The sequence below is a fragment of the Pseudomonas sp. NPDC077408 genome, from assembly GCF_050269105.1.
GTDB lineage: Bacteria > Pseudomonadota > Gammaproteobacteria > Pseudomonadales > Pseudomonadaceae > Stutzerimonas.
Genome location: NZ_JBNNHS010000002.1, coordinates 100582 through 122952, shown reverse-complemented (window position 1 = coordinate 122952; position 22371 = coordinate 100582). Strand labels below are relative to the sequence as shown.

The 22371-nt window shown below is 61.0% G+C and carries 19 protein-coding genes; 12 read left to right on the top strand and 7 right to left on the bottom strand.

Going from position 1 to position 22371, the window contains the following annotated elements:
• Positions 1-2 precede the first annotated feature (2 nt).
• The 3 genes from ACQKEK_RS05670 to ACQKEK_RS05660 all read left to right on the top strand — a co-directional run bounded on the left by ACQKEK_RS05670 (position 3) and on the right by ACQKEK_RS05660 (position 2933).
• The gene (locus ACQKEK_RS05670) at positions 3-1259 is read left to right on the top strand and encodes an ATP-binding protein (RefSeq protein ID WP_045424657.1); all 1257 of its coding nucleotides are present in this window, start codon (positions 3-5) and stop codon (positions 1257-1259) included.
• Positions 1260-1291: 32 nt separating this feature from the next.
• Positions 1292-1852, top strand: coding sequence for a response regulator transcription factor (locus ACQKEK_RS05665; RefSeq protein ID WP_045424659.1), 561 nt, complete (start codon positions 1292-1294; stop codon positions 1850-1852).
• A 139-nt stretch (positions 1853-1991) separates the two neighbouring features.
• Positions 1992-2933 (top strand): AEC family transporter, encoded by a 942-nt coding sequence (locus ACQKEK_RS05660; protein WP_045424661.1) that lies wholly within the window; start codon positions 1992-1994, stop codon positions 2931-2933.
• A gap of 16 nt (positions 2934-2949) precedes the next feature.
• Here ACQKEK_RS05660 and ACQKEK_RS05655 read toward each other — a convergent pair whose 3' ends face one another.
• The 6 genes from ACQKEK_RS05655 to gatC all read right to left on the bottom strand — a co-directional run bounded on the left by ACQKEK_RS05655 (position 2950) and on the right by gatC (position 8930).
• Entirely contained in the window at positions 2950-4041 is a 1092-nt protein-coding gene (locus tag ACQKEK_RS05655; protein ID WP_499141492.1) for a calcium/sodium antiporter, read from the bottom strand.
• Positions 4042-4075: 34 nt separating this feature from the next.
• Positions 4076-5158, bottom strand: a complete 1083-nt coding sequence (locus ACQKEK_RS05650; RefSeq protein WP_499141490.1) for a calcium/sodium antiporter — start codon at positions 5156-5158, stop codon at positions 4076-4078.
• Between the two features lie 29 nt (positions 5159-5187).
• Complete coding sequence (locus ACQKEK_RS05645; RefSeq protein WP_045424665.1) at positions 5188-5568, bottom strand: septal ring lytic transglycosylase RlpA family protein; 381 nt, start codon at positions 5566-5568, stop codon at positions 5188-5190.
• 152 nt (positions 5569-5720) lie between these two features.
• Positions 5721-7166 carry an Asp-tRNA(Asn)/Glu-tRNA(Gln) amidotransferase subunit GatB gene (gatB, locus tag ACQKEK_RS05640; protein ID WP_499141488.1) on the bottom strand — a complete coding sequence of 482 codons (1446 nt, stop codon included), beginning with the start codon at positions 7164-7166 and terminating at the stop codon, positions 5721-5723.
• A 10-nt stretch (positions 7167-7176) separates the two neighbouring features.
• Positions 7177-8628 (bottom strand): Asp-tRNA(Asn)/Glu-tRNA(Gln) amidotransferase subunit GatA, encoded by a 1452-nt coding sequence (gene gatA, locus ACQKEK_RS05635; protein WP_128120059.1) that lies wholly within the window; start codon positions 8626-8628, stop codon positions 7177-7179.
• Between the two features lie 14 nt (positions 8629-8642).
• Positions 8643-8930: an Asp-tRNA(Asn)/Glu-tRNA(Gln) amidotransferase subunit GatC gene (gene gatC / locus ACQKEK_RS05630; RefSeq protein ID WP_064480528.1), complete on the bottom strand. Its 288-nt coding sequence runs from the start codon at positions 8928-8930 to the stop codon at positions 8643-8645.
• A 302-nt stretch (positions 8931-9232) separates the two neighbouring features.
• Between gatC and mreB the strand changes: the two genes are divergently transcribed.
• The 8 genes from mreB (at position 9233) to tldD (ending at position 20259) form a co-directional block, all read left to right on the top strand.
• The gene (mreB, locus tag ACQKEK_RS05625) at positions 9233-10270 is read left to right on the top strand and encodes a rod shape-determining protein MreB (RefSeq protein ID WP_045424672.1); all 1038 of its coding nucleotides are present in this window, start codon (positions 9233-9235) and stop codon (positions 10268-10270) included.
• A 142-nt stretch (positions 10271-10412) separates the two neighbouring features.
• Positions 10413-11381, top strand: a complete 969-nt coding sequence (mreC, locus tag ACQKEK_RS05620) for a rod shape-determining protein MreC (RefSeq protein ID WP_499142207.1) — start codon at positions 10413-10415, stop codon at positions 11379-11381.
• A complete protein-coding gene (mreD, locus tag ACQKEK_RS05615; RefSeq protein WP_128120057.1) occupies positions 11378-11866 on the top strand; it encodes a rod shape-determining protein MreD in 489 nt (162 codons plus the stop codon). The genes mreC and mreD overlap by 4 nt, the downstream gene beginning before the upstream one ends.
• 69 nt (positions 11867-11935) lie before the next feature.
• Complete coding sequence (locus ACQKEK_RS05610; RefSeq protein ID WP_499141486.1) at positions 11936-12526, top strand: Maf family protein; 591 nt, start codon at positions 11936-11938, stop codon at positions 12524-12526.
• An 89-nt stretch (positions 12527-12615) separates the two neighbouring features.
• Entirely contained in the window at positions 12616-14073 is a 1458-nt protein-coding gene (gene rng, locus ACQKEK_RS05605; RefSeq protein ID WP_128120055.1) for a ribonuclease G, read from the top strand.
• Positions 14074-14122: 49 nt separating this feature from the next.
• The gene (locus ACQKEK_RS05600; RefSeq protein ID WP_499141484.1) at positions 14123-17923 is read left to right on the top strand and encodes a YhdP family protein; all 3801 of its coding nucleotides are present in this window, start codon (positions 14123-14125) and stop codon (positions 17921-17923) included.
• A 45-nt stretch (positions 17924-17968) separates the two neighbouring features.
• Positions 17969-18814 (top strand): carbon-nitrogen hydrolase family protein, encoded by an 846-nt coding sequence (locus ACQKEK_RS05595; RefSeq protein ID WP_499141482.1) that lies wholly within the window; start codon positions 17969-17971, stop codon positions 18812-18814.
• 2 nt (positions 18815-18816) lie between these two features.
• Entirely contained in the window at positions 18817-20259 is a 1443-nt protein-coding gene (gene tldD / locus ACQKEK_RS05590; RefSeq protein ID WP_499141480.1) for a metalloprotease TldD, read from the top strand.
• A 67-nt stretch (positions 20260-20326) separates the two neighbouring features.
• On the opposite strand, the gene yjgA is transcribed toward tldD, so the two are convergent.
• Positions 20327-20848, bottom strand: a complete 522-nt coding sequence (yjgA, locus tag ACQKEK_RS05585; protein ID WP_128120051.1) for a ribosome biogenesis factor YjgA — start codon at positions 20846-20848, stop codon at positions 20327-20329.
• Positions 20849-20954: 106 nt separating this feature from the next.
• Here yjgA and pmbA point away from each other — a divergent pair, with 106 nt between their 5' ends.
• Positions 20955-22301, top strand: coding sequence for a metalloprotease PmbA (gene pmbA / locus ACQKEK_RS05580; RefSeq protein WP_128120050.1), 1347 nt, complete (start codon positions 20955-20957; stop codon positions 22299-22301).
• Positions 22302-22371 lie beyond the last annotated feature (70 nt).

Here is a 22371-nt window from a genome sequence, read left to right as displayed (position 1 = left end):
CCATGTACGCATCCGTTCACCTGCTGTCTGCCAGCCGCCAGAATCTCCGTCTGCTCACCCTGATCCGCGTTCTCGTGCTGGCTGCCCAAGCCGGTGCGGTAGGGCTCGCCTACGCCACCCAGCTGTTCGGTCTGCCCTGGTTTCATCTGGGGGTCACGCTTGGTGTTTCAGCGCTGATCTGTCTGGGTACGGCGTTGCGGCTGCGCGGACCTTGGCCGGTGACGGAGCTTGAATATGCCGGGCACCTGGCGACCGATCTGTTGATCCACAGCGCCCTGCTGTATTACTCAGGTGGCTCGACCAATCCGTTCGTTTCTTACTACCTGGTGCCGCTTACCATTGCGGCGGCAACGCTGCCGTGGCTGTATTCGGTGGCGTTGTCCGGACTCGCGCTTGCTGGATACACCTTGATGCTGGTGTGGTACGACCCGGTCATCGTGCCGCCGGTCGATCGCACCACGCTGCTGGTCTATGGCATGTGGCTGAGTTTTGCGCTGGCGGCGGCGCTGATCACTTTTTTCGTGGCGCGCATGGCCGAACAACTGCGCCGTCAGGAGCAGCTTCAAGCTCAGCGTCGTGAAGAAAGCATGCGCGACCAGCAGCTGTTGGCCGTGGCGACACAGGCTGCGGGAGCCGCTCATGAGCTGGGCACGCCATTGGCGACCATGAGTGTGCTGCTCAAGGAGTTGCGTCAGGATTACAAGGAGCCTGCGGAGCTCAGCGAGGACTTGGCATTGCTGCAATCGCAGGTTCAGTTGTGCAAAGACAGCCTGCGCCAGCTGGTCCGTGCGGCTGAAGCCGATCGTCGCCAGGCCATCGTCGAACAGACCGTACGTGAGTGGGTCGAGTCGGTGTTGCAGCGCTGGCATCTGATGCATCCGGAAGCCACCTATCGTTTCCAGTGCCTGGGCAAAGGCACTCCGCCGCGCCTGATGCCCCCAGCGGATCTGGGGCAATCGCTGCTCAACCTGCTGAACAACGCCACCGATGCCAGCCCGGACAACCTGGACATTCGTCTGGATTGGGACGCACAGTGGATCAGATTGACCATCCGCGACCACGGCGCGGGTGTACCGCTGGCGATCGCCGAACAGATCGGCAGGCCGTTCATCACAACCAAAGGCAAGGGGTTTGGTCTTGGCCTGTTCCTGAGTCAGGCGAGCGTTACGCGCGCCGGTGGCACTGTGAAGCTTTACAATCACGAAGAGGGTGGCACCCTGACCGAGCTGCGTCTGCCGCATGGCTCGGTTCGGGCCTGATCAGACGTGATCATTACGCGAGGAATGCAAACATGACCGAAGAGTTGCAGCACGAAGGCGAAGAACAGCCTCATCTGCTGCTGGTAGACGACGACCCGACCTTTACTCGCGTCATGGCACGCGCCATGAGCCGCCGCGGTCTGCACGTCAGCATTGCCGGGTCGGCGGAAGAAGGCCTGGAGATGGCCAAGCAGGAGCTACCTGATTACGCGGTGCTGGACCTGAAAATGGAGGGGGACTCCGGGCTGGTGCTGCTCCCTAAACTTCTCGAGCTGGACCCGGAAATGAAGGTGCTGATCCTGACCGGGTATTCGAGCATCGCCACCGCCGTGGAAGCGATCAAGCGCGGAGCATGCAACTACCTGTGCAAGCCCGCCGACGCAGACGACGTGCTGGCAGCATTGCTCTCGAAACATGCCGATCTGGATACGCTGGTGCCGGAAAACCCCATGTCGGTGGATCGCCTGCAGTGGGAGCACATCCAGCGAGTGCTTGCCGAGCACGACGGCAATATTTCCGCTACCGCTCGCGCGCTAGGGATGCACCGTCGCACCCTGCAGCGCAAACTGCAGAAGCGTCCCGTGCGGCGCTGATCGTCATACAAGCCAGCGCCATTGGTTTCTGCCCTTGGCGCAGCGCTCGTTCAATGCCGGATCGATAGCTGGCCATGGCTCGATCCGGCATGTTCATTACCGTATCGTTCCGTCCTGACTCTTCTTTTCGAGCCTCGCCATGCTGCCCATGGTTCTGCAGACCCTGAGCGTCACCGCTCCGGTATTCGTGATGCTCTTCATCGGCGTCGCGTTGATGCGCCTGCGCTTGATCGATGGTGCGTTCATTCACACCGCATCAACGCTGGTGTTCAAAGCCACGATGCCAACCCTGCTGTTCCTTTCGGTCATCAAGGCGGACCTGAGCGCCGCGCTTCAGCCAACACTGCTCGTCTATTACGTTGCCGCTACGGTGGGAGGATTTCTGCTGGCGTGGGCCTGGGCGCTTTGGCGCTGTCCGGTCGCCGACCGCGGCGTCTATGTTCAAGGCGCCTTCCGCGGCAATAACGGAGTGGTGGGACTGGCGTTGGCGACCAGCCTCTACGGAGACTACGGGCTGTCACTAGGCGGTGTGCTGGCTGGTCTGGTGATCCTTTTGTACAACAGCCTGTCCGCGGTGGTGCTGGCGATCTATAGCCCGGATGGCCAGGCCGACGCCGGGGCGATCATTCGCAGCATCTTGCGCAACCCGCTGATTATCGGGGTGACTGCGGCGATCCCTTTCGCCTACTGGCAAATCGCATTGCCCGACTGGCTGATGACATCTGGTCAGTATTTCGCCCAGCTGACGTTGCCGCTCGCTCTGATCTGCATTGGCGGCACGCTGTCGATTTCGGTGTTGCGCGAAAGCAGCAGCGTTGCGATGAGCTCGAGCCTGATGAAGATGGTCTGGTTTCCGGCGTTGGCGACGCTAGGCGCCTGGCTATGTGGCTTTCGCGGCGCTGAACTGGGAATCCTGTTTCTCTACTTCGGCTGCCCGACGGCATCGTCCAGCTTCGTTATGGCGCGGGCGGTTAATTCCAACCATCAGTTGGCCGCTACCATCATCGTCATCACCACGCTCGGCGCGGCGTTGACGATCAATGTCGGGTTGTTCCTCCTGGGCTGGGCCGGCTGGATCTGACCAGCCGGCGTGAGCATCAGGCGCGCTGGGTCTTCCAGGCCCGACCGGCAATCACCACCAGGGTCACCGCAGTCAGCGGCAGCACATAGCCGATCATGGCGTCACCGAACACTTCGGCCAACGGGCGGCCGGTGCTGACCAGCACCAGATAGAGGGTATAGGCGACGTAGTACGCGACGAAAAGCAGACCTTCCCAGCGATTGATGGCGTAACCGCTAAAGAAGATCGGCAGGCAAGCCAGGGCGACGGCGATCATGACCGGGAAGTCGAAAGCCAATGCATTGGCAGCTACGCTGATCGCATCGGGTGATACCAGCGAGGCCAGCCCCAGCACGCAAAGCAGATTGAAGATGTTGCTACCGACGATATTGCCGACGGCGATATCGCGTTCACCGCGTATGGCCGCGAGGATTGACGTAGCCAGTTCCGGCAGCGAGGTGCCGATAGCGATCACCGTCAGGCCGATGACCAGTTCCGATAGACCCAAGGCGCGAGCCAGGGACACGGCTCCTTCCACCAGAAAATTCGAGCCGGTCACCAGCAGAACCAGACCGGCAACCACCAGGCCGGCGTTAATCAGAGAGGCATAACGTTTGGGTGTTTCGTCGAGACCGAACTCCTTGGAGAACTCGTCGTCGGCTGTGGCCGCAGCAGTGGCACGACGGCTGCTGATGATCAGAAACAGCGTGTAACCGATCACCGCTGAAAACAGCAGTGCACCGTCAAGGCGGCTGAGCGAGCCATCCCACGCCAGGGCATAGGTGACCAGACTGGCACCGATCATGATGGGCACGTCGAGTCGAATCAGCTGGCGGGAGACGATCAGCGGTGCGACCAGCGACGTCACGCCGAGAATCAGCAGAACGTTGGCGATGTTGCTGCCGAGTACGTTGCCAATGGCGATGTCGCCGCTGCCGTTGAGAGCAGCCTGCACGCTAACTGCGGTTTCCGGTGCGCTGGTGCCAAAGGCGACCACGGTGAGGCCGATGATCAGCGGGGGGATACCGAACTGAGCGGCCAGTTTGGCTGCGCCCCGCACCAACACCTCGGCCCCGGCAACGAGAAGTACCAGACCGGCTATCAGATAAACAAAGGTCATAGCGGACACGAAAATAAGGCTCCAGAAGGGGGAGAAATATTGCTCAGCGCTGGTTTTTCCAGGCGCGCAGGAAGATCACCAAAAGCGTGATGGCGGTCAAGGGCAATACGTACCAAGTCATTGCATGGCGCAGCAGATTGATCGCCGGTAGCCCAGTGGAAAACATGATCAGGTAGAGCGTATAGGCGACGTAATAGCCAAAGAACATGGTGCCTTCCCACCGATTGATGCGGTACCCAGAAAAGAAGATCGGCAGGCAGGCTGCGAACACGGCAAGCATCACGGGCAGGTCGAATGCTAGGGCATTTGGGGAAATGGAAAGGCCTTCGGGCGAAATCGCAGCTCCGGCGCCCAGCACCAGCAACAGGTTGAAGATGCAACTGCCGACGATGTTGCCCACGGCGATGTCCCGCTCACCGCGGTAGACAGCCAGCAGCGAGGTGGCGAGTTCGGGCATGGATGTTCCGACGGCGATTACGGTCAGGCCAATGACCAGCTCCGACAATCCCAGCGTCCGGGCCAGGGCCACCGCGCCCTCGATGAGCAGGTTGGAGCCTAGAATCAGCAAGCCGAGGCCGAGCAGCACCAAAGTCAATTGGAGAATCCACCCGAGCGGCTTGATGTTACGGTCTGCGCCATATTCATCGCGGAACTCATCGGACTGCAGGCGCGCTTCTCGCTTGCTTGCGACCACGAGAAAGCCCGTATAGACCAGCAGCAGCGCGAGCAGGATCAAGCCGTCTATCTGGCTGATGCGGCCATTCCATGCCAGCGCGAAGGTCAGCAGGCCGGCGCCGATCATTACCGGTACGTCGAGGCGTACCAATTGGCGAGACACCACCAACGGCGCTATCAGGGCCGACAGGCCGAGAATGAGCAGGATGTTGGCGATGTTGCTACCGATCACATTGCCGACGGCGATATCCCCGTTGCCATTCAGCGAGGCTTGGATGCTCACCGCCGTTTCCGGCGCGCTGGTGCCGAACGCAACCACGGTCAAGCCGATGATCAGTGGCGAAACGCCGAAGCGTGCAGCCAGTTTGGAGGCGCCACGTACCAGCGCTTCGGCGCCAACGACCAGCAGCACAAGGCCGCCGATTAGGTAGGCCAGGGTCATCAAACTCATCAGTGTTCCTTTGAAGGCAATCCGGGCAATCAGTCCAGCGTTTCGATCTTCACTGGGGCGATGCCCTCGTCGAGCAGATCGATTCGATTCGCCGCCACTCGTGACAGATCTATGATTCGGCCCGGCTTGAAAGGTCCGCGGTCATTGATGCGCACGGTGACTTGCTTGCCATTTTCCAGGTTAGTGACTTGCACACGCGTGTCGAAGGGCAGCGTTTTGTGGGCGGCCACCAATTCGTTCTGGTTGAACGTTTCTCCGCTGGCCGTTTCCTTCCCTTGGAAGCTGCGGGCGTAATACGAAGCCTTGCCCTTCTGGATGACGGTGCTTTCGGTGGCGTCTGCCTCTGGCGACTCGGTGCAGCCGGCGGCAAAGGCAAGCAGGATCGGGACGGTCAGTATTCGGGTTTGCATAAGCAATCCTTCCTGAACGGATCAGGCTGCGGTTACTGGTTCGGTCTTGTCAGCTTTGGATCGCCGACCTGCGCCACCGTTCACTCGACGATGAGGTTGCAGTGGCCAAGGTGGGCTTCAACGAGGAACGGGCCCTGTCGGGCCCGTGTCGGTTAGCCTTCCAGTTTGCTCTTGAGCAACTGGTTGACCTGAGCGGGGTTGGCCTTGCCCTTTGAGGCTTTCATGGCCTGGCCGACAAAGAAGCCGAACATCTTGCCGCGCTTGGCTTCGTCGCTGGCGCGGTACTGCTCAACCTGCTCGGCGTTAGCGGCTAGCACCTCGTCCAGCATCTTTTCGATGGCACCGGAATCGGTGACCTGCTTGAGGCCTTTCTTCTCGATGATCTCGTCAGCCGAGCCTTCGCCGGCGGCCATCGCTTCGAAGACCATCTTTGCGATTTTGCCGCTGATGGTGTTGTCCTTGATGCGCAGGATCATGCCGCCCAGTTGCTCGGCCGATACCGGAGACTGTTCGATGTCCAGGCCTTCCTTGTTCAGCAGGCTGGACAGCTCGCCCATGACCCAGTTGGCTGACAGCTTGGCGTCACCACAGGTCTTCTGCACCGCTTCGAAGTAGTCGGCCATCTCGCGGCTGGCCGCCAGCACGTCGGCGTCGTAAGTGGACAGGCCGAACTCGCGCTCGAAACGCTCGCGCTTCTGCACCGGCAGTTCGGGCAGGCTGGCGCGAATTTCATCGAGAAAGCTCTGCTCGATCACGACCGGCAGCAGGTCCGGGCAGGGGAAGTAGCGGTAGTCGTTGGCTTCTTCCTTGCTGCGCATGGAGCGCGTCTCGTCCTTGTTCGGATCGTACAGGCGGGTTTCCTGAATGATCTTGCCGCCGTCTTCGATCAACTCGATCTGACGCTGCACTTCGTGGTTGATCGCCTTTTCGATGAAGCGGAAGGAGTTGACGTTCTTGATCTCGGCGCGCGTGCCGAATTCGGCCTGCCCCTTGGGCCGAACCGAGACGTTGCAATCGCAACGCAGCGAGCCTTCAGCCATGTTGCCGTCGCAGATGCCGAGATAACGCACCAGGGCATGGATGGCTTTGACATAGGCCACTGCTTCCTTCGCCGAGCGAATGTCCGGCTCGGAGACGATCTCCAGCAGAGGCGTGCCAGCACGGTTCAGGTCGATGCCGCTCATGCCCTGGAAGTCTTCGTGCAGGCTCTTGCCGGCGTCCTCTTCCAGATGCGCGCGGGTGATGCCGATGCGGCGGGTGGTGCCGTCTTCCAGGGTGATGTCCAGATAACCCTTGCCGACGATGGGATGGTCCATCTGGCTGGTCTGGTAGCCCTTGGGAAGATCTGGGTAGAAGTAGTTCTTGCGCGCAAAGACGTTTTTGTCGGCGATCTCGGCGTCAATCGCCAGGCCGAACTTGCAGGCCATGCGCACCGCTTCTGCGTTGAGCACCGGCAAGGTGCCGGGCATGCCCAGGTCGATCAGGCTGGCCTGGGTGTTGGGCTTGGCACCAAAGGTGGTGGCGCTGCCGGAAAAGATCTTCGATTGAGTCGCGAGCTGTGCGTGGATTTCCAGCCCGATCACGGTTTCCCATTGCATGTGTTCGTCCTCAGAATCCGCTCGGTGCTTGTTTATGCCACTCGGTAGCCTGCTGGTACTGGTGAGCAACGTTGAGCAGGCGGCTTTCCTGGAAATATGGGGCCAGCAACTGCACGCCCACCGGCAGGCCGTCGATGAAGCCAGCCGGCATCGAGAGGCCCGGGATGCCCGCAAGGTTGGCCGTGATGGTGTAGATGTCTTCGAGGTAAGCCGAGACCGGGTCGTTGTTCTTCTCGCCAAGCTTCCATGCCAGATTCGGTGTGGTCGGGCCGAGGATCACATCCACCTCACCAAAGGCACTGACGAAGTCGTTCTTGATCAGGCGACGGATCTTCTGTGCCTTGAGGTAGTAGGCGTCGTAGTAGCCGGCGGACAGAGCGTAGGTGCCGACCATGATGCGGCGGCGGACTTCATCACCGAAGCCTTCGGCGCGGGAGCGCTTGTAGAGATCGGTCAGATCCACCGGGTTCTCGCAGCGATAGCCGAAGCGCACGCCGTCGAAGCGGGACAGGTTGGAGCTGGCCTCGGCTGGCGCGATCACGTAGTAAGAAGGGATCGCGTGCTGCATGTTCGGCAGGCTGATCTCCTTCACCGTGGCACCGAGCTTCTTCAGCTCTTCGACCGCCGCCATTACCGCGTCGGCGATCTTGCTATCGAGGCCATCACCGAAATACTCCTTCGGCAGGCCGACACGCAGGCCGGTCAACGGCTTGGTCAGTGCGCCGAGATAGTCGTCCAGCGGCTGGTCGACACTGGTTGAATCCTTCGGGTCGAAACCCGCCATGGCGCCGAGCATCAAAGCGCAGTCTTCAGCCGTGCGGGCAATTGGGCCGCCCTGGTCGAGGCTGGAGGCGTAGGCGATCATGCCCCAGCGTGAAACACGTCCGTAGGTTGGCTTGAGGCCGGTAAGGTTGGTCAGCGCAGCCGGTTGACGAATCGAGCCGCCGGTATCGCTGCCGGTCGCCGCAGGCAACAGGCGCGCCGCGACGGCTGCAGCGGAACCACCGGACGAGCCGCCGGGTACGCGGCTGGTGTCCCAAGGGTTCTTCACGGCGCCGTAGTAGCTCGACTCGTTGGCCGAGCCCATGGCGAATTCATCCATGTTCAGCTTGCCCAGCGAGACTGCGCCAGCAGCAGCGAGGCGTTCGACGACCGTGGCGTCATAGGGCGCTTGAAAATTGTCGAGAATCTTCGAGCCGCAGCTGGTGCGAATGCCCTGGGTGCAGAACAGATCTTTATGACCGATCGGTGCGCCAAGCAGCGCGCCGTTCTCGCCGTTGGCACGGCGCGCATCGGCTGCCTTGGCCTGGTCAAGCGCCCGCTCTTCGGTCACGGTGATGAAACTGTTCAGTTGCGGATCGAGCTGCTGGATGCGTGCCAGCAGCGAACGGGTCAGCTCTTCTGCCGAGAACTGCTTGTCTGTCAGCGCGCGGGCGATCTCGGCGAGGGTCAGTTGATGCATGTCGGCGTCCTTCATTACTCGATCACCCGCGGAACCAGATACAGACCGTCTTCTACAGCCGGGGCGATGGCCTGGTAGGCGTCGCGCTGATTGGTCTCAGTGACCGCGTCGGCACGCAGACGCTGGCTGGTTTCCAGTGGGTGGGCCAGGGGCTCGATGCCCGTGGTGTCCACGGCTTGCATGCGATCGATCAGGCCGAGGATGTTGTTCAGGGTCTCGGTGGTGCGGGGCAGGTCGTCTTCATTCAGACCCAGGCGGGCCAGATGAGCGATCTTTTCCACCTCGGAGCGTTCAAGCGCCATCGGGATTCTCCAGCGGGAAGCGAGTCGGGTGCGCCTTTCGTCGGCAAAGCACGACGAGGGGCGGCGGGTTCGAGCCGCAGCAGTGGGCATTCGAGCCCGGAAAAGCCGTCAATCTTACATGCCTGGGGGGCTTCTCGGTAGCACGGCTGCGCCTTGCGGGGTTTTTCCGAGGCGCATGCATTTCGCGCAATGGCTCACGTATGGCCCGATAAGCACGGACTCTCGCCTTGCCCTAACTTCGCACCATTGTTAGAGTTTGCGGCACTTTTTTCCCCACGCGTTTGCCCCAGGGCCCTTTACCCATGTTCAAGAAACTGCGTGGCATGTTTTCCAGCGATTTGTCGATCGACCTGGGCACTGCCAATACCCTTATTTATGTGCGCGATCGCGGCATCGTCCTGAACGAGCCCTCGGTCGTTGCCATCCGTACCCATGGCAACCAGAAGAGTGTTGTCGCCGTGGGTACCGACGCCAAGCGCATGCTTGGGCGCACCCCAGGTAACATCAACGCCATCCGGCCAATGAAAGATGGCGTCATCGCTGACTTCAGCGTCTGCGAAAAGATGCTTCAGTACTTCATCAACAAGGTTCACGAAAACAGCTTCCTGCAGCCCAGCCCGCGGGTGTTGATCTGCGTGCCCTGCAAGTCCACGCAAGTTGAGCGTCGTGCGATCCGTGAGTCCGCCTTGGGCGCGGGCGCGCGTGAAGTGTTCCTGATCGAAGAGCCCATGGCCGCCGCCATTGGTGCCGGCCTGCCAGTAGACGAAGCGCGCGGCTCCATGGTCGTGGATATCGGTGGTGGCACCACTGAAATCGCCCTGATTTCGCTGAATGGCGTGGTCTACGCTGAATCCGTTCGCGTCGGTGGTGACCGTTTCGACGAATCCATCGTGACCTACGTACGCCGTAACTACGGCAGCCTGATCGGCGAGTCCACTGCCGAGCGCATCAAGCAGGAAATCGGTACCGCATTTCCAAGCAGCGATATCCGTGAAGTCGACGTACGTGGCCGCAACCTGGCCGAAGGCGTACCGCGAAGCTTTACCCTCAATTCCAATGAAGTGCTCGAGGCGCTGCAAGAGTCCCTGGCCACCATCGTTCAGGCGGTCAAGAGTGCGCTGGAGCAGTCTCCACCAGAACTCGCTTCCGATATCGCCGAGCGCGGCCTGGTCCTGACGGGGGGCGGCGCCCTGCTGCGTGACCTGGACAAGCTGCTGGCGCAGGAAACCGGCTTGCCAGTCATCGTCGCTGAAGAGCCACTGACCTGCGTAGCGCGCGGCGGCGGCCGGGCACTGGAAATGATGGACCGTCACGCCATGGATTTGCTGTCCACGGAGTGAGCTGACAGGCTCTAATTACAAGCCGATGACAGGGCCTGCCCTGCTCTCGGCTTTTCGCGTTTAGTGTGAAGCCTGCAGCTGCGAGGACTCGCCCATCAAACCGCTTTTCGCCAAAGGACCCTTGCTCGGAGTGCGCTTGCTGGTGCTCTCCGTGCTCTGTGTCGTGCTGATGGTGGTGGATGCGCGTTTCGAGACGCTGAAGCCTTTGCGTAGCCAGATGGGGCTGGTGCTCACCCCCTTTTATTGGCTGGCCGATTTACCGGTTCGCACCTGGCAGCGTGCGACCGAACAGATCAGCAGCAGCACCAGCCTGGTGGCCGAAAACGAAAAATTGAAGGCCGAAGCATTGCTCATGCAGCGGCGCCTGCAAAAGCTGGCGATGCTGACGGAGCAGAACGTGCGCCTGCGCGAGTTGCTCAACTCTGCCGCGCTGGTTGACGACAAGGTGATCGTCAGCGAGCTGATCGGGCTGGACCCGAATCCTTTCACCCACCGCATCCTGATTGACAAGGGGGAGCGCGACGGCGTGTTTCTCGGCCAGCCAGTGCTCGACGCCAGCGGGCTGATGGGTCAGGTCGTCGAGGTCATGCCCTACGCGGCACGCGTGTTGCTGTTGACAGACGTGACGCACAGCATTCCAGTGCAGGTCAATCGCAATGGATTGCGCGCCATTGCTGTTGGCACCGGGAGCCCGGATTATCTCGAGTTACGTCATGTCGCCGAGACGGCGGACATCAAAGAAGGCGATCTTTTGGTCAGTTCCGGTTTAGGGCAGCGCTTTCCCAGTGGCTATCCGGTTGCCCAAGTCACGGAGGTGGTTCGCGGCTCCGGTCAGCCCTTCCTGATCGTTCGCGCCATTCCAACCGCCATGCTCAATCGCAGCCGTTACCTGTTGCTGGTCTTCAGCGATGCAAGGACGCCTGAAGAGCGAGCGACTGCTGCGGCCCAAGCCCAGGAGTCCGCCGACCGCAAGGCGGAAGAAGCAACGGCTGGCGACAGTGCGGTTTCGGAGCAGCCGGCGCCCGCCGCGCCCGCTTCACCAACAGGGTCCGATACGCCATCGCCATCGCCATCCCCTGCACCTGCACCTGCACCGGAGGAGCGGCCATGATCAATGGTCGTTCAAACAATGGCTGGGTTATCTGGCTGTCGCTGTTGCTGGCGCTACTGCTGAGCGTGGCCCCCATGCCCCAGAGTTTCGGCTTGGCGCGTCCGCTCTGGCTCGGCATGTTCATCGCTTACTGGGCAATCGCCCTGCCGCATCGAGGAGGGATGGCAGCGGCCTTCTTCTTTGGGCTGATGCTGGATGTGTTGTCGGGCACTTTGCTTGGGCAGAACGGCTTACCACTGCTGTTGATTACCTTTCTGGTGCTGAGCCTGCAACAGCGCCTGCGTATGTTCCCGTTGCTTCAGCAAAGCCTGGTGCTGCTGGTGATTCTAGGAATCGGGCAACTGGTGCAGTTGTGGCTCAATACACTGACCGGCAACCGACCACCGACACTGTTGTTTCTGGTCCCCGTACCGGTCAGTGCACTCTTTTGGCCCTGGGTGTTTGTCGGGCTGGAATGGGCGCGGCGGCGCTTCAACGTCTATTGAACTTCCAGACGGCTTTCGATCGTTGTTCGGATGTGTGAATCTGCTGCGCTCGTCCACCAAGGAGCCGGCATGCCCATTTTGTTTCTTGCCTCCGCGTCGCCACGACGCCGTGAATTGCTGACTCAGATCGGCGTTCCATTCTCTCTTCTTTCCGTCGCTATCGACGAAACGCCCAGCGCGGCGGAAGCGCCTGACGTCTATGTCCAGCGCCTGGCGCGGGAGAAGGCCTTGGCTGGCCTGTCGCTTGTAAGCGACGACTCTGCTTGTGTGATGGGCGCAGACACGACGGTTGTGCTCGATCAGCAAATTCTGGGCAAGCCGGTCGACAAGGCGGATGCTCTGGCAATGCTGGGCGCCCTCTCTGAGCGTGAGCACGAGGTGATGACGGCCGTTGCATTGGCTAACCGGTCGGGTTGCGAGGTGCGTCTGGTTACCAGTCGGGTGCGCTTCCGACCGATCAGTGCCGACGAAGCCGAAGCCTACTGGGCCAGCGGCGAGCCTCAAGACAAGGCAGGCAGTTACGCGATTCAGGGCTGGGGTGCGGTCTTCGTAAGCGCGCTGGAAGGCAGCTATTCGGCAGTGGTTGGGCTGCCGTTGTGTGAAACGGCCCAGCTGCTCGACGCATATGGGCTCCGCTACTGGTGTAAAAGCTCGGTATAGAGCCTGGGGCTTGGCGGCTTATGCCGTTAGAATCGAGCCAACTCGTCAGCTTCGGCTGCTATACCCACCGCCATCGGCCGAGAACAATAATGAGCGAAGAAATCCTGATGAACATCACCCCCATGGAGTCGCGGGTGGCGGTGGTGGAAAACGGTGTCCTGCAGGAAGTGCACGTTGAACGCACCCAGCGTCGGGGCATCGTCGGCAATATCTACAAAGGCAAGGTGGTGCGGGTGCTGCCCGGCATGCAGGCGGCTTTCGTCGACATCGGGCTGGAACGCGCGGCTTTCATCCATGCCTCGGAGATCTCCAGCCGTGAAGGCAATGCTGTCGAACCGATCAGCGCCTTGGTCCATGATGGGCAGGCCTTGGTCGTGCAGGTGACCAAAGACCCGATCGGCACCAAGGGCGCGCGGCTGACGACCCAGTTATCGATACCTTCGCGCTACCTCGTGTACATGCCCAAAACCAGCCATGTCGGAATTTCTCTGCGTATCGAGGATGAAGGCGAGCGCGAACGTCTCAAGCAAGTAGTGGCTGAGTGCGTTGCGGCCGAAGGGATCAAGGAAACCGGTGGCTTCATCCTGCGCACCGCAGCGGAGGGCGCCGGCAGCGATGAGATTCTGATGGACATCCGCTACCTGCGCCGCTTATGGGAGCAAATCGACGGGCAGATGAAAACGGCCGGCGCGCCCTCGATCATCTACGAGGACTTGTCTCTGGCCATGCGCACCCTGCGTGATCTGGTCAATCCGCGTATCGAGAAGATTCGCATCGACTCTCGGGAAAACTTTCAGAAAGTCAGCCAGTTCGTCGGTGAGCTGATGCCCGAGCTCGGCGAGCACCTTGAGCATTACCCCGGTGAGCGGCCGATCTTCGACCTGTACAGCGTCGAGGACGAGATCCAGAAAGCGCTCGAGCGCAAGGTCATGCTCAAGTCTGGCGGTTATCTGATCATTGATCCGGCCGAAGCGATGACCACCATCGACGTCAACACAGGTGCTTTCGTCGGTCATCGCACCCTCGAAGAAACCATTTTCAAGACCAACCTCGAGTCGGCCACCGCGATTGCGCGCCAGCTGCGACTGCGCAACATCGGCGGCATCATCATCATCGATTTCATCGACATGGAAGATGAAGAACACCGGCGCCAGGTTTTGCGTACGCTGGAAAAGCAGCTTGAACGCGATCACGCCAAAACCAACATCATCGGCATCACCGAGCTGGGCCTGGTGCAGATGACCCGCAAACGCACCCGCGAAAGCCTCGAGCAGGTGTTGTGCGAGCCCTGCATGTGTTGCCAAGGGCGGGGCAAATTGAAAACTCCGGAAACCGTCTGCTACGAGATCTTCCGGGAAATCCTCCGTGAAGCGCGCGCGTACCAGCCTGAAGGCTATAGGGTACTGGCGAATCAGAAGGTCATTGACCGGCTGCTGGATGAGGAGTCGGGCAACGTCGCTGATCTCGAGAGCTTCATTGGCCGCTCGATCAAATTCCAGGTGGAGACCATGTATTCCCAGGAACAGTACGACGTGGTGCTGCTCTGACTAGATGCAAGCCTGGCCGCTTGGGCCTGGGCGTGCGGAGCGTATCCGTATGAGTCGGCTCTTGGCTATCGTGCTGGCCGTTTTGCGCCGCAGCCTCTGGCTGGGTGCAATGGGCCTCATATTGCTTGCGCTCTATGTGAGCCTCGGGCGGCAGTTGGTGCCGCTAGTGGCTGAATATCGCCTCGAGGTTCAAGACAAAGCGCGCGACCTGCTCAATATGCCGGTTACGCTCGGCCAGCTGGAAGGTCGCTGGGAGGGCTTCGCTCCTCAACTGGTGGCCCATAATGTGATTCTCGGTGAGGGCGACGGGGCGGTGCGCCTGGATCGTTTCGCTCTGGTGCCTGACGTTTCGGGCAGTCTTCTGGCGCGACAGCTGAAACTGGATACCGTTGAATTGGCCGGCCTACACCTCGATCTGGTGCAGACGGCTGAAGGTAAATGGCGTGTCGATGGCCTGCCCGAGCGGGCTGACCAACCGCCTCTGAACCTGTCGCAGCTGATCACTCGATTGCAGAGTATCGGGCATCTTCGGTTGCTGGATAGCCAGATTACCGTTGAGGCGCTCGACGAAGCGCCTCTGACGTTGACTTACGCCAATCTCGAATTGCACAGCCTGGGACAGCGTCTAGCGCTGGATGGTCGCCTGTTGCTTCCCGATGGGCAGCCGCTGAGCCTGCATGCCGAGGCGCAGGTGCAGCCGAAGGATTGGCTGGCCAGCGACGCTGAGCTGTACCTCAGCTTGCCGCAAAGTGACTGGGCGGCCTGGTTGCCTGCGAGCCTGACTGGAAGCTGGAACCTCGAGCAGCTCAAGGCGGGCGGCGAGGTGTGGCTCGACTGGCGCGAGCGCGGACTGTTTCGAGCAGTCGCTCGGCTGAATGCGCCCGCGGTGCAGTTGGGCCGGCAGCCAGATGGTCCGTTAACGATCGAGGATCTCGTGGTAAATGCCTACATTGACCGAGCGAGCGAGGGCTACCGGCTCCAGTTCGACGGGCTGGCGTTCACCTTCGACGATGACCGTTGGCGGGATACAACGCTGGTTGCTCAGCAGAATCTTGCTGAGGAGAGCTGGCGATTGCAGGCTGATCGCATCGCTGTCGCGCCGGTGGCAAAACTGGTTGAGGCGATACTGCCACTGCCTGAGTTGGCCAGCGAATATCTGCGAGGTCTTGCTCCCAGCGGAACGCTGCGCAATCTGCAAGTCGATTACCGGCCCGCGGCGACCAGTGACGAGCGCCTGGCCTTCACTGCCAACCTCGATGCAATCAGTATCGCTGCTCATCAGTGGGTGCCGGCTGTGCGCAACGTCAGCGGCGAGGTGCGGGGCAATCTGGGCGGGGGCGAGCTGCGCTTCGATAATCGGGATTTCGCGCTGCATCTGGCCAAACTGTTTCCGCGCCCCTGGGATTATCAACGTGCCCGTGGACGCCTGCGTTGGACCCTTGACGATCAGGCGTTCACCCTCGCCGCGCCCTACCTGCAGGTGGAAGGCGAAGAAGGCCATATCGCTGGCGATTTCCTCATCCGTCTGATGCGCGATCCAGCGGCTGAGGACTACATGGATTTGCGTGTTGGCCTCTCAGATGGGGACGCGCGCTACACCGAGAAGTATTTACCAACACGCTCGCCAGCACTGAGCCCGGCATTGACCGAGTGGCTGACCACCGCGATTCGCGGCGGCACCGTCGAGCAGGGTTATTTTCAGTATCAGGGCTCGCTGAACAAGGACGCTGCGGTGACAGCACGCAGCCTGAGCCTGTACTTCAAGGTGAAAGATGCCGAGTTAGCGTTCCAGCCGGGCTGGCCGGTGTTGCGTGAAGGTCGCGCAGAGGTGCTCATCGAGAACAGCGGAGTACGCGTGCGCCTCGCCGATGCACGGATGCTCGACAGCCGTGTGCACGACGCGACGGCTGAGATCCTTCGCAACCACGATGCCCAGGCGCCAATGCTGAAAATCAACGGGCAGGTCGACGGCTATATTCGGGATGCATTGACCCTGATGCAGGTGGCGCCAATCGGCACGAATACATTATTTGCCGGTTGGCACGGCGATGGGCCGTTGAGCGGCACGCTCAAGCTGGGCATCCCTCTAGCCAAAGGCGGGCAGCCTCAGGTCGATGCCGAGTTTTCGACGGCTGATGCCTCTCTATACATCGCACAGGCGGATCTGCAAATCGGGGCGCTGGACGGTGCCTTTCGCTACGACAGCGAACGTGGCTTCAGTGCAAAGGCTTTTCAGGGTCGCGCGCTGGGCAGTGCGATCAAGGGGCGGGCATTTGCGTCCGGCGAACCGGGCAGACCATCCACGCGGATCGAAGCGACCGGGACGGTCGGCGTGCCTCCACTTCTGGCCTGGCGCAACATTGAACAACCCTTGCCTGCCTCAGGGACGCTGCCCCTGCGCCTGAGCCTTTTTCTGAGTAGTACGGACAACCACCTGCAGGTGGACTCTTCTCTGTTGGGCACCACGTTGGCGCTTCCTGCGCCGTTCGGCAAAACGGCCGGGGAGCGGCGCGACACGACGTTACGTATGACTTTCGGTGGTGAGCGGCAGCGCTATACGCTCCGATATGACGCGCTGGCAGCACTGACCTTCGTCGCGCCGAACAACGACTGGCGCGAGGGCGGCGGTGAGTTGGTGCTCGGTGGCGCTGCGGCGAACCTGCGCACCGATGAGGGCTTCTATGTGCGCGGGAGCGTGCCGCGCTTCGATCTGAGCGAGTGGCAGACCTTGCTGGATCAATATGGCGGAGCGGCAACGGCTCCAGGCGGTTCGATGTTACGGCGCGCTCAACTCGAAATTGGTGTCTTTTCCGGACTTGGTACCGAGGTCGAAAATCTTCACATCGACCTGCAGCGCCGGCGAGCAGGCTGGCGGCTTGGCTTGCAGAGCGACACGGTGGCGGGGACCGTTCGCTTGCCAGATGCCGAGGGCGAGCCGATCGCGGTTGACCTGTCGCGCTTGCGCTTTCCGGGCGCCGAACCAAAGGACGCTGAGGCGCCGCTTCAGGATCCCCTGGCTGGCGTCGATCCGAAGGCTCTGCCTGCGGTTGATATTGCCGTAGCCGAACTGCTGCGGGGCGATGAGCTGCTGGGGGCGGGCGCATTGAAGATGCGACCCAGCGCAGAGGGGGTCACATTCCTTGACCTCAACCTGAATCTCAAGGGGCTGAAGATCGGCGGTACTGGCGGCTGGAACGGTTCGCGGACCTGGTACAAAGGTCGGTTGGAGGGTGGGGATCTTGCCGATGTCTTGCTGGCCTGGGGCTTCGCGCCCTCGACCACCAGCGAGGATTTCCGGCTGGACGTGGATGGCGGCTGGTCGGGCTCACCGGCGGTCTTCGCGCTAAATCGGTTCTCCGGCCGGCTCGACGCTCGGTTACGCAAAGGCCAGCTCCGTGAAGTAGACGGCGGCGCGCAGGCGCTACGGGTATTTGGCTTGCTGAATTTCGATTCGATTGGGCGGCGGCTGCGGCTGGATTTTTCGGACTTGTTCAGCAAAGGCCTGAGCTACGACCGAATCAAGGCCGAGTTGCGTGCGACGAACGGCGTCTACGTGACGACCGAGCCGCTGACAGTCGCAGGGCCCTCCAGCAACCTCGAGCTGGATGGCCGCCTGGATCTGGTCGAGGATCGGATCGACGCCAAGCTGTTGGTGACACTCCCGGTCAGCAACAACTTACCGTTGGCTGCGCTGATTGTCGGCGCACCGGCCATCGGTGGCGCCCTGTTCGTCGTCGATAAATTGCTGGGCGACAAGGTCGCACGCTTTGCGACTGTTCAATACAGCGTCGAGGGGCCTTGGCAGGCACCGAAAATCAGTTTCGATAAGCCCTTCGAAAAGCCCAACTGATCCGCGTTCCGACAGATGGAAGCGTGCTGCAGAGAGAGTCCCAGTATGACCCTAGCGGTTATCCAGATGGCCAGCCAGGCCAACATCCAAGCGAACCTCGCCAACGCCAGACGGCTGCTGGAACGGGCCGCTGAGGCGGGCGCACAGCTTGCGGTGCTGCCAGAGAACTTCGCAGCCATGGGCCGCACCGATCTGCCGGCGGTCGGGCGTGCCGAAGCCGAAGGGATCGGGCCGATACTGCCCTGGTTGAAACGGACTGCCATCGACCTCAGGTTATGGATAGTTGCCGGCACGCTACCGCTGCCGGCGGATGGTCAGCCGCAGTCCAAGGTTCGGGCTTGCTCGTTGCTAGTGGATGATCAGGGGCAGCGAGTAGCACGCTACGACAAGTTGCATCTGTTCGATGCGCAAGTCAGCGATGCGCGTGGCCGCTATCAGGAGTCGAATGACTATGCGGCGGGCGACCGCTTGGTGGTCGTCGACACGCCGGTTGGTCGGCTGGGCATGAGTGTCTGTTACGACCTGCGATTCGCTGAGTTGTACACGGCTCTGCGTCTGGCTGGAGCCGAGTTGATCAGTGTTCCGTCGGCGTTTACTGAAGTGACCGGCCAGGCGCATTGGGGGATGTTGTTGCGCGCGCGGGCCATCGAGACGCAATGCTATATGCTGGCGGCAGCGCAGGGTGGCGAACACCCAGGCGGGCGATTGACCCACGGCCATTCATCTATTGTTGATTACTGGGGCCGAGTGATGTGCGAGCAAACCACCGGCGAGGCTGCATTGGTCGTCGGGCGAGACACGGCTGGTCAGGCGGAGACACGCCAACGTATGCCGGTGCTGGATCATCGTCGTTTTACCGCGCCCCGTATCGTTTCGGGGACATTGGAGTAGATATGAGTGAACTGTTGTTACCTGTCACCGAGCGTTTGCTAACTCCGGGCGGGTTGGGCCTCGATGACTTGCCTGAGTTGCTTGGCGAGTTGGCGGGCCCCGGGATCGACGCCGCCGACCTTTATTTCCAGGATCAGGTGACCGAGTCTTGGGTGTTGGAAGATGGGATCGTCAAGGAAGGCGGTTTCCATCTGGAGCAAGGCGTAGGTGTTCGCGCGCTGTCCGGTGAAAAGACCGGCTTCGCCTACAGCAATGCGATCACTGCCGAGGCGCTACGCCAGGCCGCTGAAGCGGCTCGTTCGATTGCCAGAAACGGCCAGCAGGGGCGTGTCAAAGTGCTGTCCAAAGCAGCTTTTTCGCCGCTGTACGGTCAGGACAATCCGCTGGACGGGCTCGGTCGAGCAGAAAAGGTCGAGCTGCTCAAGCGTATCGATGTCGCCACACGGGCGCTGGATCCGCGTATCAAGCAAGTCACCGTAAGCCTGGCGGGCGTATGGGAACACATTCTGGTGGCTGGCCTGGATGGCGGAATGGCGGCCGACATACGTCCGTTGGTGCGCTTCAACGTCAGCGTTATCGTTGAGCAGAACGGACGTCGTGAGCGCGGTGGCCAGGGCGGCGGCGGCCGTACCGGCTACGAATATTTTCTCAGCGAGGACCGAGCAATGGGCTATGCCCGCGAGGCCTTGCGTCAAGCGCTGGTGAATCTGGATGCCGTTGCCGCACCCGCGGGGACGCTCCCGGTAGTGTTAGCGCCGGGCTGGTCGGGCGTATTGCTGCACGAGGCAGTCGGGCATGGCCTGGAAGGCGACTTCAATCGCAAGGGCAGTTCGGCCTACAGCGGCCGGATAGGTCAGCAGGTCGCCTCCAAGCTGTGCACCATCGTAGATGACGGCACACTGGCCAATCGGCGTGGCTCATTGAGCGTCGATGACGAGGGCACGCCGACGCAGTGCACCACGCTGATCGAGAACGGAATACTCAAGGGCTACATCCAGGACAAGCTCAACGCACGCTTGATGGGGGTTGCACCGACCGGCAACGGACGGCGCGAATCCTATGCTCACCTGCCAATGCCGCGGATGACCAATACCTACATGTTGGCGGGCGAAAGTGACCCCGAGGAAATCATCCGCTCGGTAAAGAGGGGGATCTACTGCGCGAGTCTCGGTGGCGGGCAGGTGGACATCACCAGCGGTAAGTTCGTGTTCTCGACCAGCGAGGCGTATCTGATCGAGGACGGCAAGATTACCGCGCCAGTGAAGGGGGCGACCCTGATCGGTAACGGGCCCGAGGTGATGAATAGAGTGTCGATGGTGGGTACCGATCTGGCCCTGGACAGCGGCGTCGGCACCTGTGGAAAAGACGGCCAGTCGGTACCGGTCGGCGTAGGTCAGCCGACCGTGAAAATCGACGGGATTACGGTCGGAGGAACCGGGGCCTGAAGGCAGCCGCAGGCCAGAGACCTGCGGCGCTGTGCTTATGGGTCGGGGTTGCGGCCTGCAGCTTGGTTTAACGCAATCCCCGTTGGGTTTCGTCCAGCTCGCGGATGTACTTGAAGATCTTGCGGCTGGCGGCCGGCGGCTTTTCCCGCGCAGCTTCGTGTTGGGCATGGCGGATCAGGCCGCGCAGGTGCTGACGGTCTGTTTCGGGATATTCGATGATGAAGGCTTCGAGTGTCTCGTCATTGCCAGCGATCAAACGGTCGCGCCAGCGCTCTAGTGCGTGGAAGCGTTCGTTGTACTGGCGGGTTGAGGCATCGAGCTGGTCGACCAGGGCGAGGATGGCATCGACATCCTGATCACGCATCAGTTTGCCGATGTATTGCAGGTGGCGTTTGCGCGCGATATGCGCAGTGTGTTTCGGTGAGTCGGCAAGCGCCTTGCGCAGTGCATCGGTAAGTGGCAGGCGGTCTAGCACATCGGGTTTTAGGGTAGCGAGGCGTTCACCCAGATCCTGGAGAGCATGCAGTTCGCGCTTGACCTGGGTTTTGCTTTTTTCCTCGAAACCGTCGAGATCGGAAATATCAGACATGGGGCTGGTCCAGTAGGTAATGCCGCCATGATAACAGTAGCCTAGCGACGGAGCTCAGCCGAGCACCGCTGGCTGCAACTTGATCGAATCAGTTGTTGGAGTATGTATGAGTGAAGTCGAGGGGATCGGTCCGCATGCGTTGCCAGGCTTGCGCGAAAAGGTCGAGAAGATCTTAGAGGAGGCCAGCCGACAAGGTGCTAGTGCCTGCGAAGTCTCCGTCTCGATGGAGCAGGGCCTGTCCACAACGGTCCGCCAGCGGGAAGTGGAAACGGTCGAATTCAATCGCGATCAGGGCTTCGGTATCACGCTTTACGTCGGCCAGCGCAAAGGCTCAGCGAGCACGACTGGCAGCGGTGACGAAGCGGTCCGCGAAACCGTAGCGGCTGCTTTGGCGATCGCCAAACACGCGTCTGCCGACGAGTTTGCCGGGCTTGCTGATCCGGCGTTGATGGCGAAGGAGGTGCCGGACCTGGATCTCTATCATCCTTGGGGGATCTCTCCTGACGAAGCCATCGAGCTGGCGCTCAGTTGCGAGGCGGCGGCTTTCGCCACGGACAAACGCATTCTCAACGCCGACGGCACCAGCCTGAGCACCCACCAGGGGTGCCGTGGTTATGGCAACAGCAATGGCTTTATCGGTGCTTATTGCAGTTCTCGTCACAGCCTCAGCAGCGTGATGATTGCCGAAGCCGACGGGCAGATGCAGCGGGATTATCACTACGACGTCTCGCGTGTGGCAGCTGACCTGGCCTCTGCTGAGTCGATTGGCCGGCGTGCCGCCGAGCGTGCCGTTCGCCGACTGGGTGCGCGCCCTGTACCGACCTGCGATGTGCCGGTGTTGTTTTCCGCGGACCTCGCGACGGGCCTATTTGGACATTTTCTCGCGGCGATCTCTGGCGGGAATCTCTATCGAAATTCGTCCTATCTAGAAGGCGCACTGGGGCAGACGCTGTTTCCTGAGTGGCTGAATCTCGACGAACGTCCGCATCTGCCTCGCGGGCTGGCCAGTTCGGCTTATGACGGCGATGGCCTGGCGACCTATGCCAAGCCGTTCGTCGAGAATGGCAAGCTGGTCTCTTATGTGCTTGGCACCTATTCCGGGCGCAAGCTGGGCATGCCCAGTACTGCGAATGCGGGTGGGGTACACAACCTTTTCGTCACCCAAGGTGATGAAGACCAGGCCGCATTGATCCGCCGTATGGGGCGTGGGCTGTTGGTCACCGAGCTGATGGGCCAGGGCCTAAACCTGGTGACGGGTGACTATTCGCGCGGCGCCGGTGGTTATTGGGTCGAGAACGGCGAGATTCAGTTTCCGGTGCAGGAGGTCACCATCGCGGGAAACCTGCGGGACATGTTCCGGCAGATCGTTGCGGTTGGCTGTGACGTCGAGTCGCGCAGCAGCATTCACACCGGGTCGGTGCTGATCGAGCGCATGAAGGTGGCGGGTCAGTAGATAATCAGTAGCAAGCAAAGCGAAAAGATAACGTACAGGAGAACACCTGGCGTTATCTGGCCTGAAGCCC

Excerpts from the sequence above, each read along its gene's own strand:
- ACQKEK_RS05670 (WP_045424657.1), top strand. The coding sequence starts at position 3 with ATGTACGCATCCGTTCACCTGCTGTCTGCCAGCCGCCAGAATCTCCGT.
- ACQKEK_RS05665 (WP_045424659.1), top strand. The coding sequence starts at position 1,292 with ATGACCGAAGAGTTGCAGCACGAAGGCGAAGAACAGCCTCATCTGCTG.
- ACQKEK_RS05660 (WP_045424661.1), top strand. The coding sequence starts at position 1,992 with ATGCTGCCCATGGTTCTGCAGACCCTGAGCGTCACCGCTCCGGTATTC.
- ACQKEK_RS05650 (WP_499141490.1), bottom strand. The coding sequence starts at position 5,158 with ATGAGTTTGATGACCCTGGCCTACCTAATCGGCGGCCTTGTGCTGCTG.
- ACQKEK_RS05645 (WP_045424665.1), bottom strand. The coding sequence starts at position 5,568 with ATGCAAACCCGAATACTGACCGTCCCGATCCTGCTTGCCTTTGCCGCC.
- gatB (WP_499141488.1), bottom strand. The coding sequence starts at position 7,166 with ATGCAATGGGAAACCGTGATCGGGCTGGAAATCCACGCACAGCTCGCG.
- gatA (WP_128120059.1), bottom strand. The coding sequence starts at position 8,628 with ATGCATCAACTGACCCTCGCCGAGATCGCCCGCGCGCTGACAGACAAG.
- gatC (WP_064480528.1), bottom strand. The coding sequence starts at position 8,930 with ATGGCGCTTGAACGCTCCGAGGTGGAAAAGATCGCTCATCTGGCCCGC.
- mreB (WP_045424672.1), top strand. The coding sequence starts at position 9,233 with ATGTTCAAGAAACTGCGTGGCATGTTTTCCAGCGATTTGTCGATCGAC.
- mreD (WP_128120057.1), top strand. The coding sequence starts at position 11,378 with ATGATCAATGGTCGTTCAAACAATGGCTGGGTTATCTGGCTGTCGCTG.
- ACQKEK_RS05610 (WP_499141486.1), top strand. The coding sequence starts at position 11,936 with ATGCCCATTTTGTTTCTTGCCTCCGCGTCGCCACGACGCCGTGAATTG.
- rng (WP_128120055.1), top strand. The coding sequence starts at position 12,616 with ATGAGCGAAGAAATCCTGATGAACATCACCCCCATGGAGTCGCGGGTG.
- ACQKEK_RS05600 (WP_499141484.1), top strand. The coding sequence starts at position 14,123 with ATGAGTCGGCTCTTGGCTATCGTGCTGGCCGTTTTGCGCCGCAGCCTC.
- ACQKEK_RS05595 (WP_499141482.1), top strand. The coding sequence starts at position 17,969 with ATGACCCTAGCGGTTATCCAGATGGCCAGCCAGGCCAACATCCAAGCG.
- tldD (WP_499141480.1), top strand. The coding sequence starts at position 18,817 with ATGAGTGAACTGTTGTTACCTGTCACCGAGCGTTTGCTAACTCCGGGC.
- yjgA (WP_128120051.1), bottom strand. The coding sequence starts at position 20,848 with ATGTCTGATATTTCCGATCTCGACGGTTTCGAGGAAAAAAGCAAAACC.
- pmbA (WP_128120050.1), top strand. The coding sequence starts at position 20,955 with ATGAGTGAAGTCGAGGGGATCGGTCCGCATGCGTTGCCAGGCTTGCGC.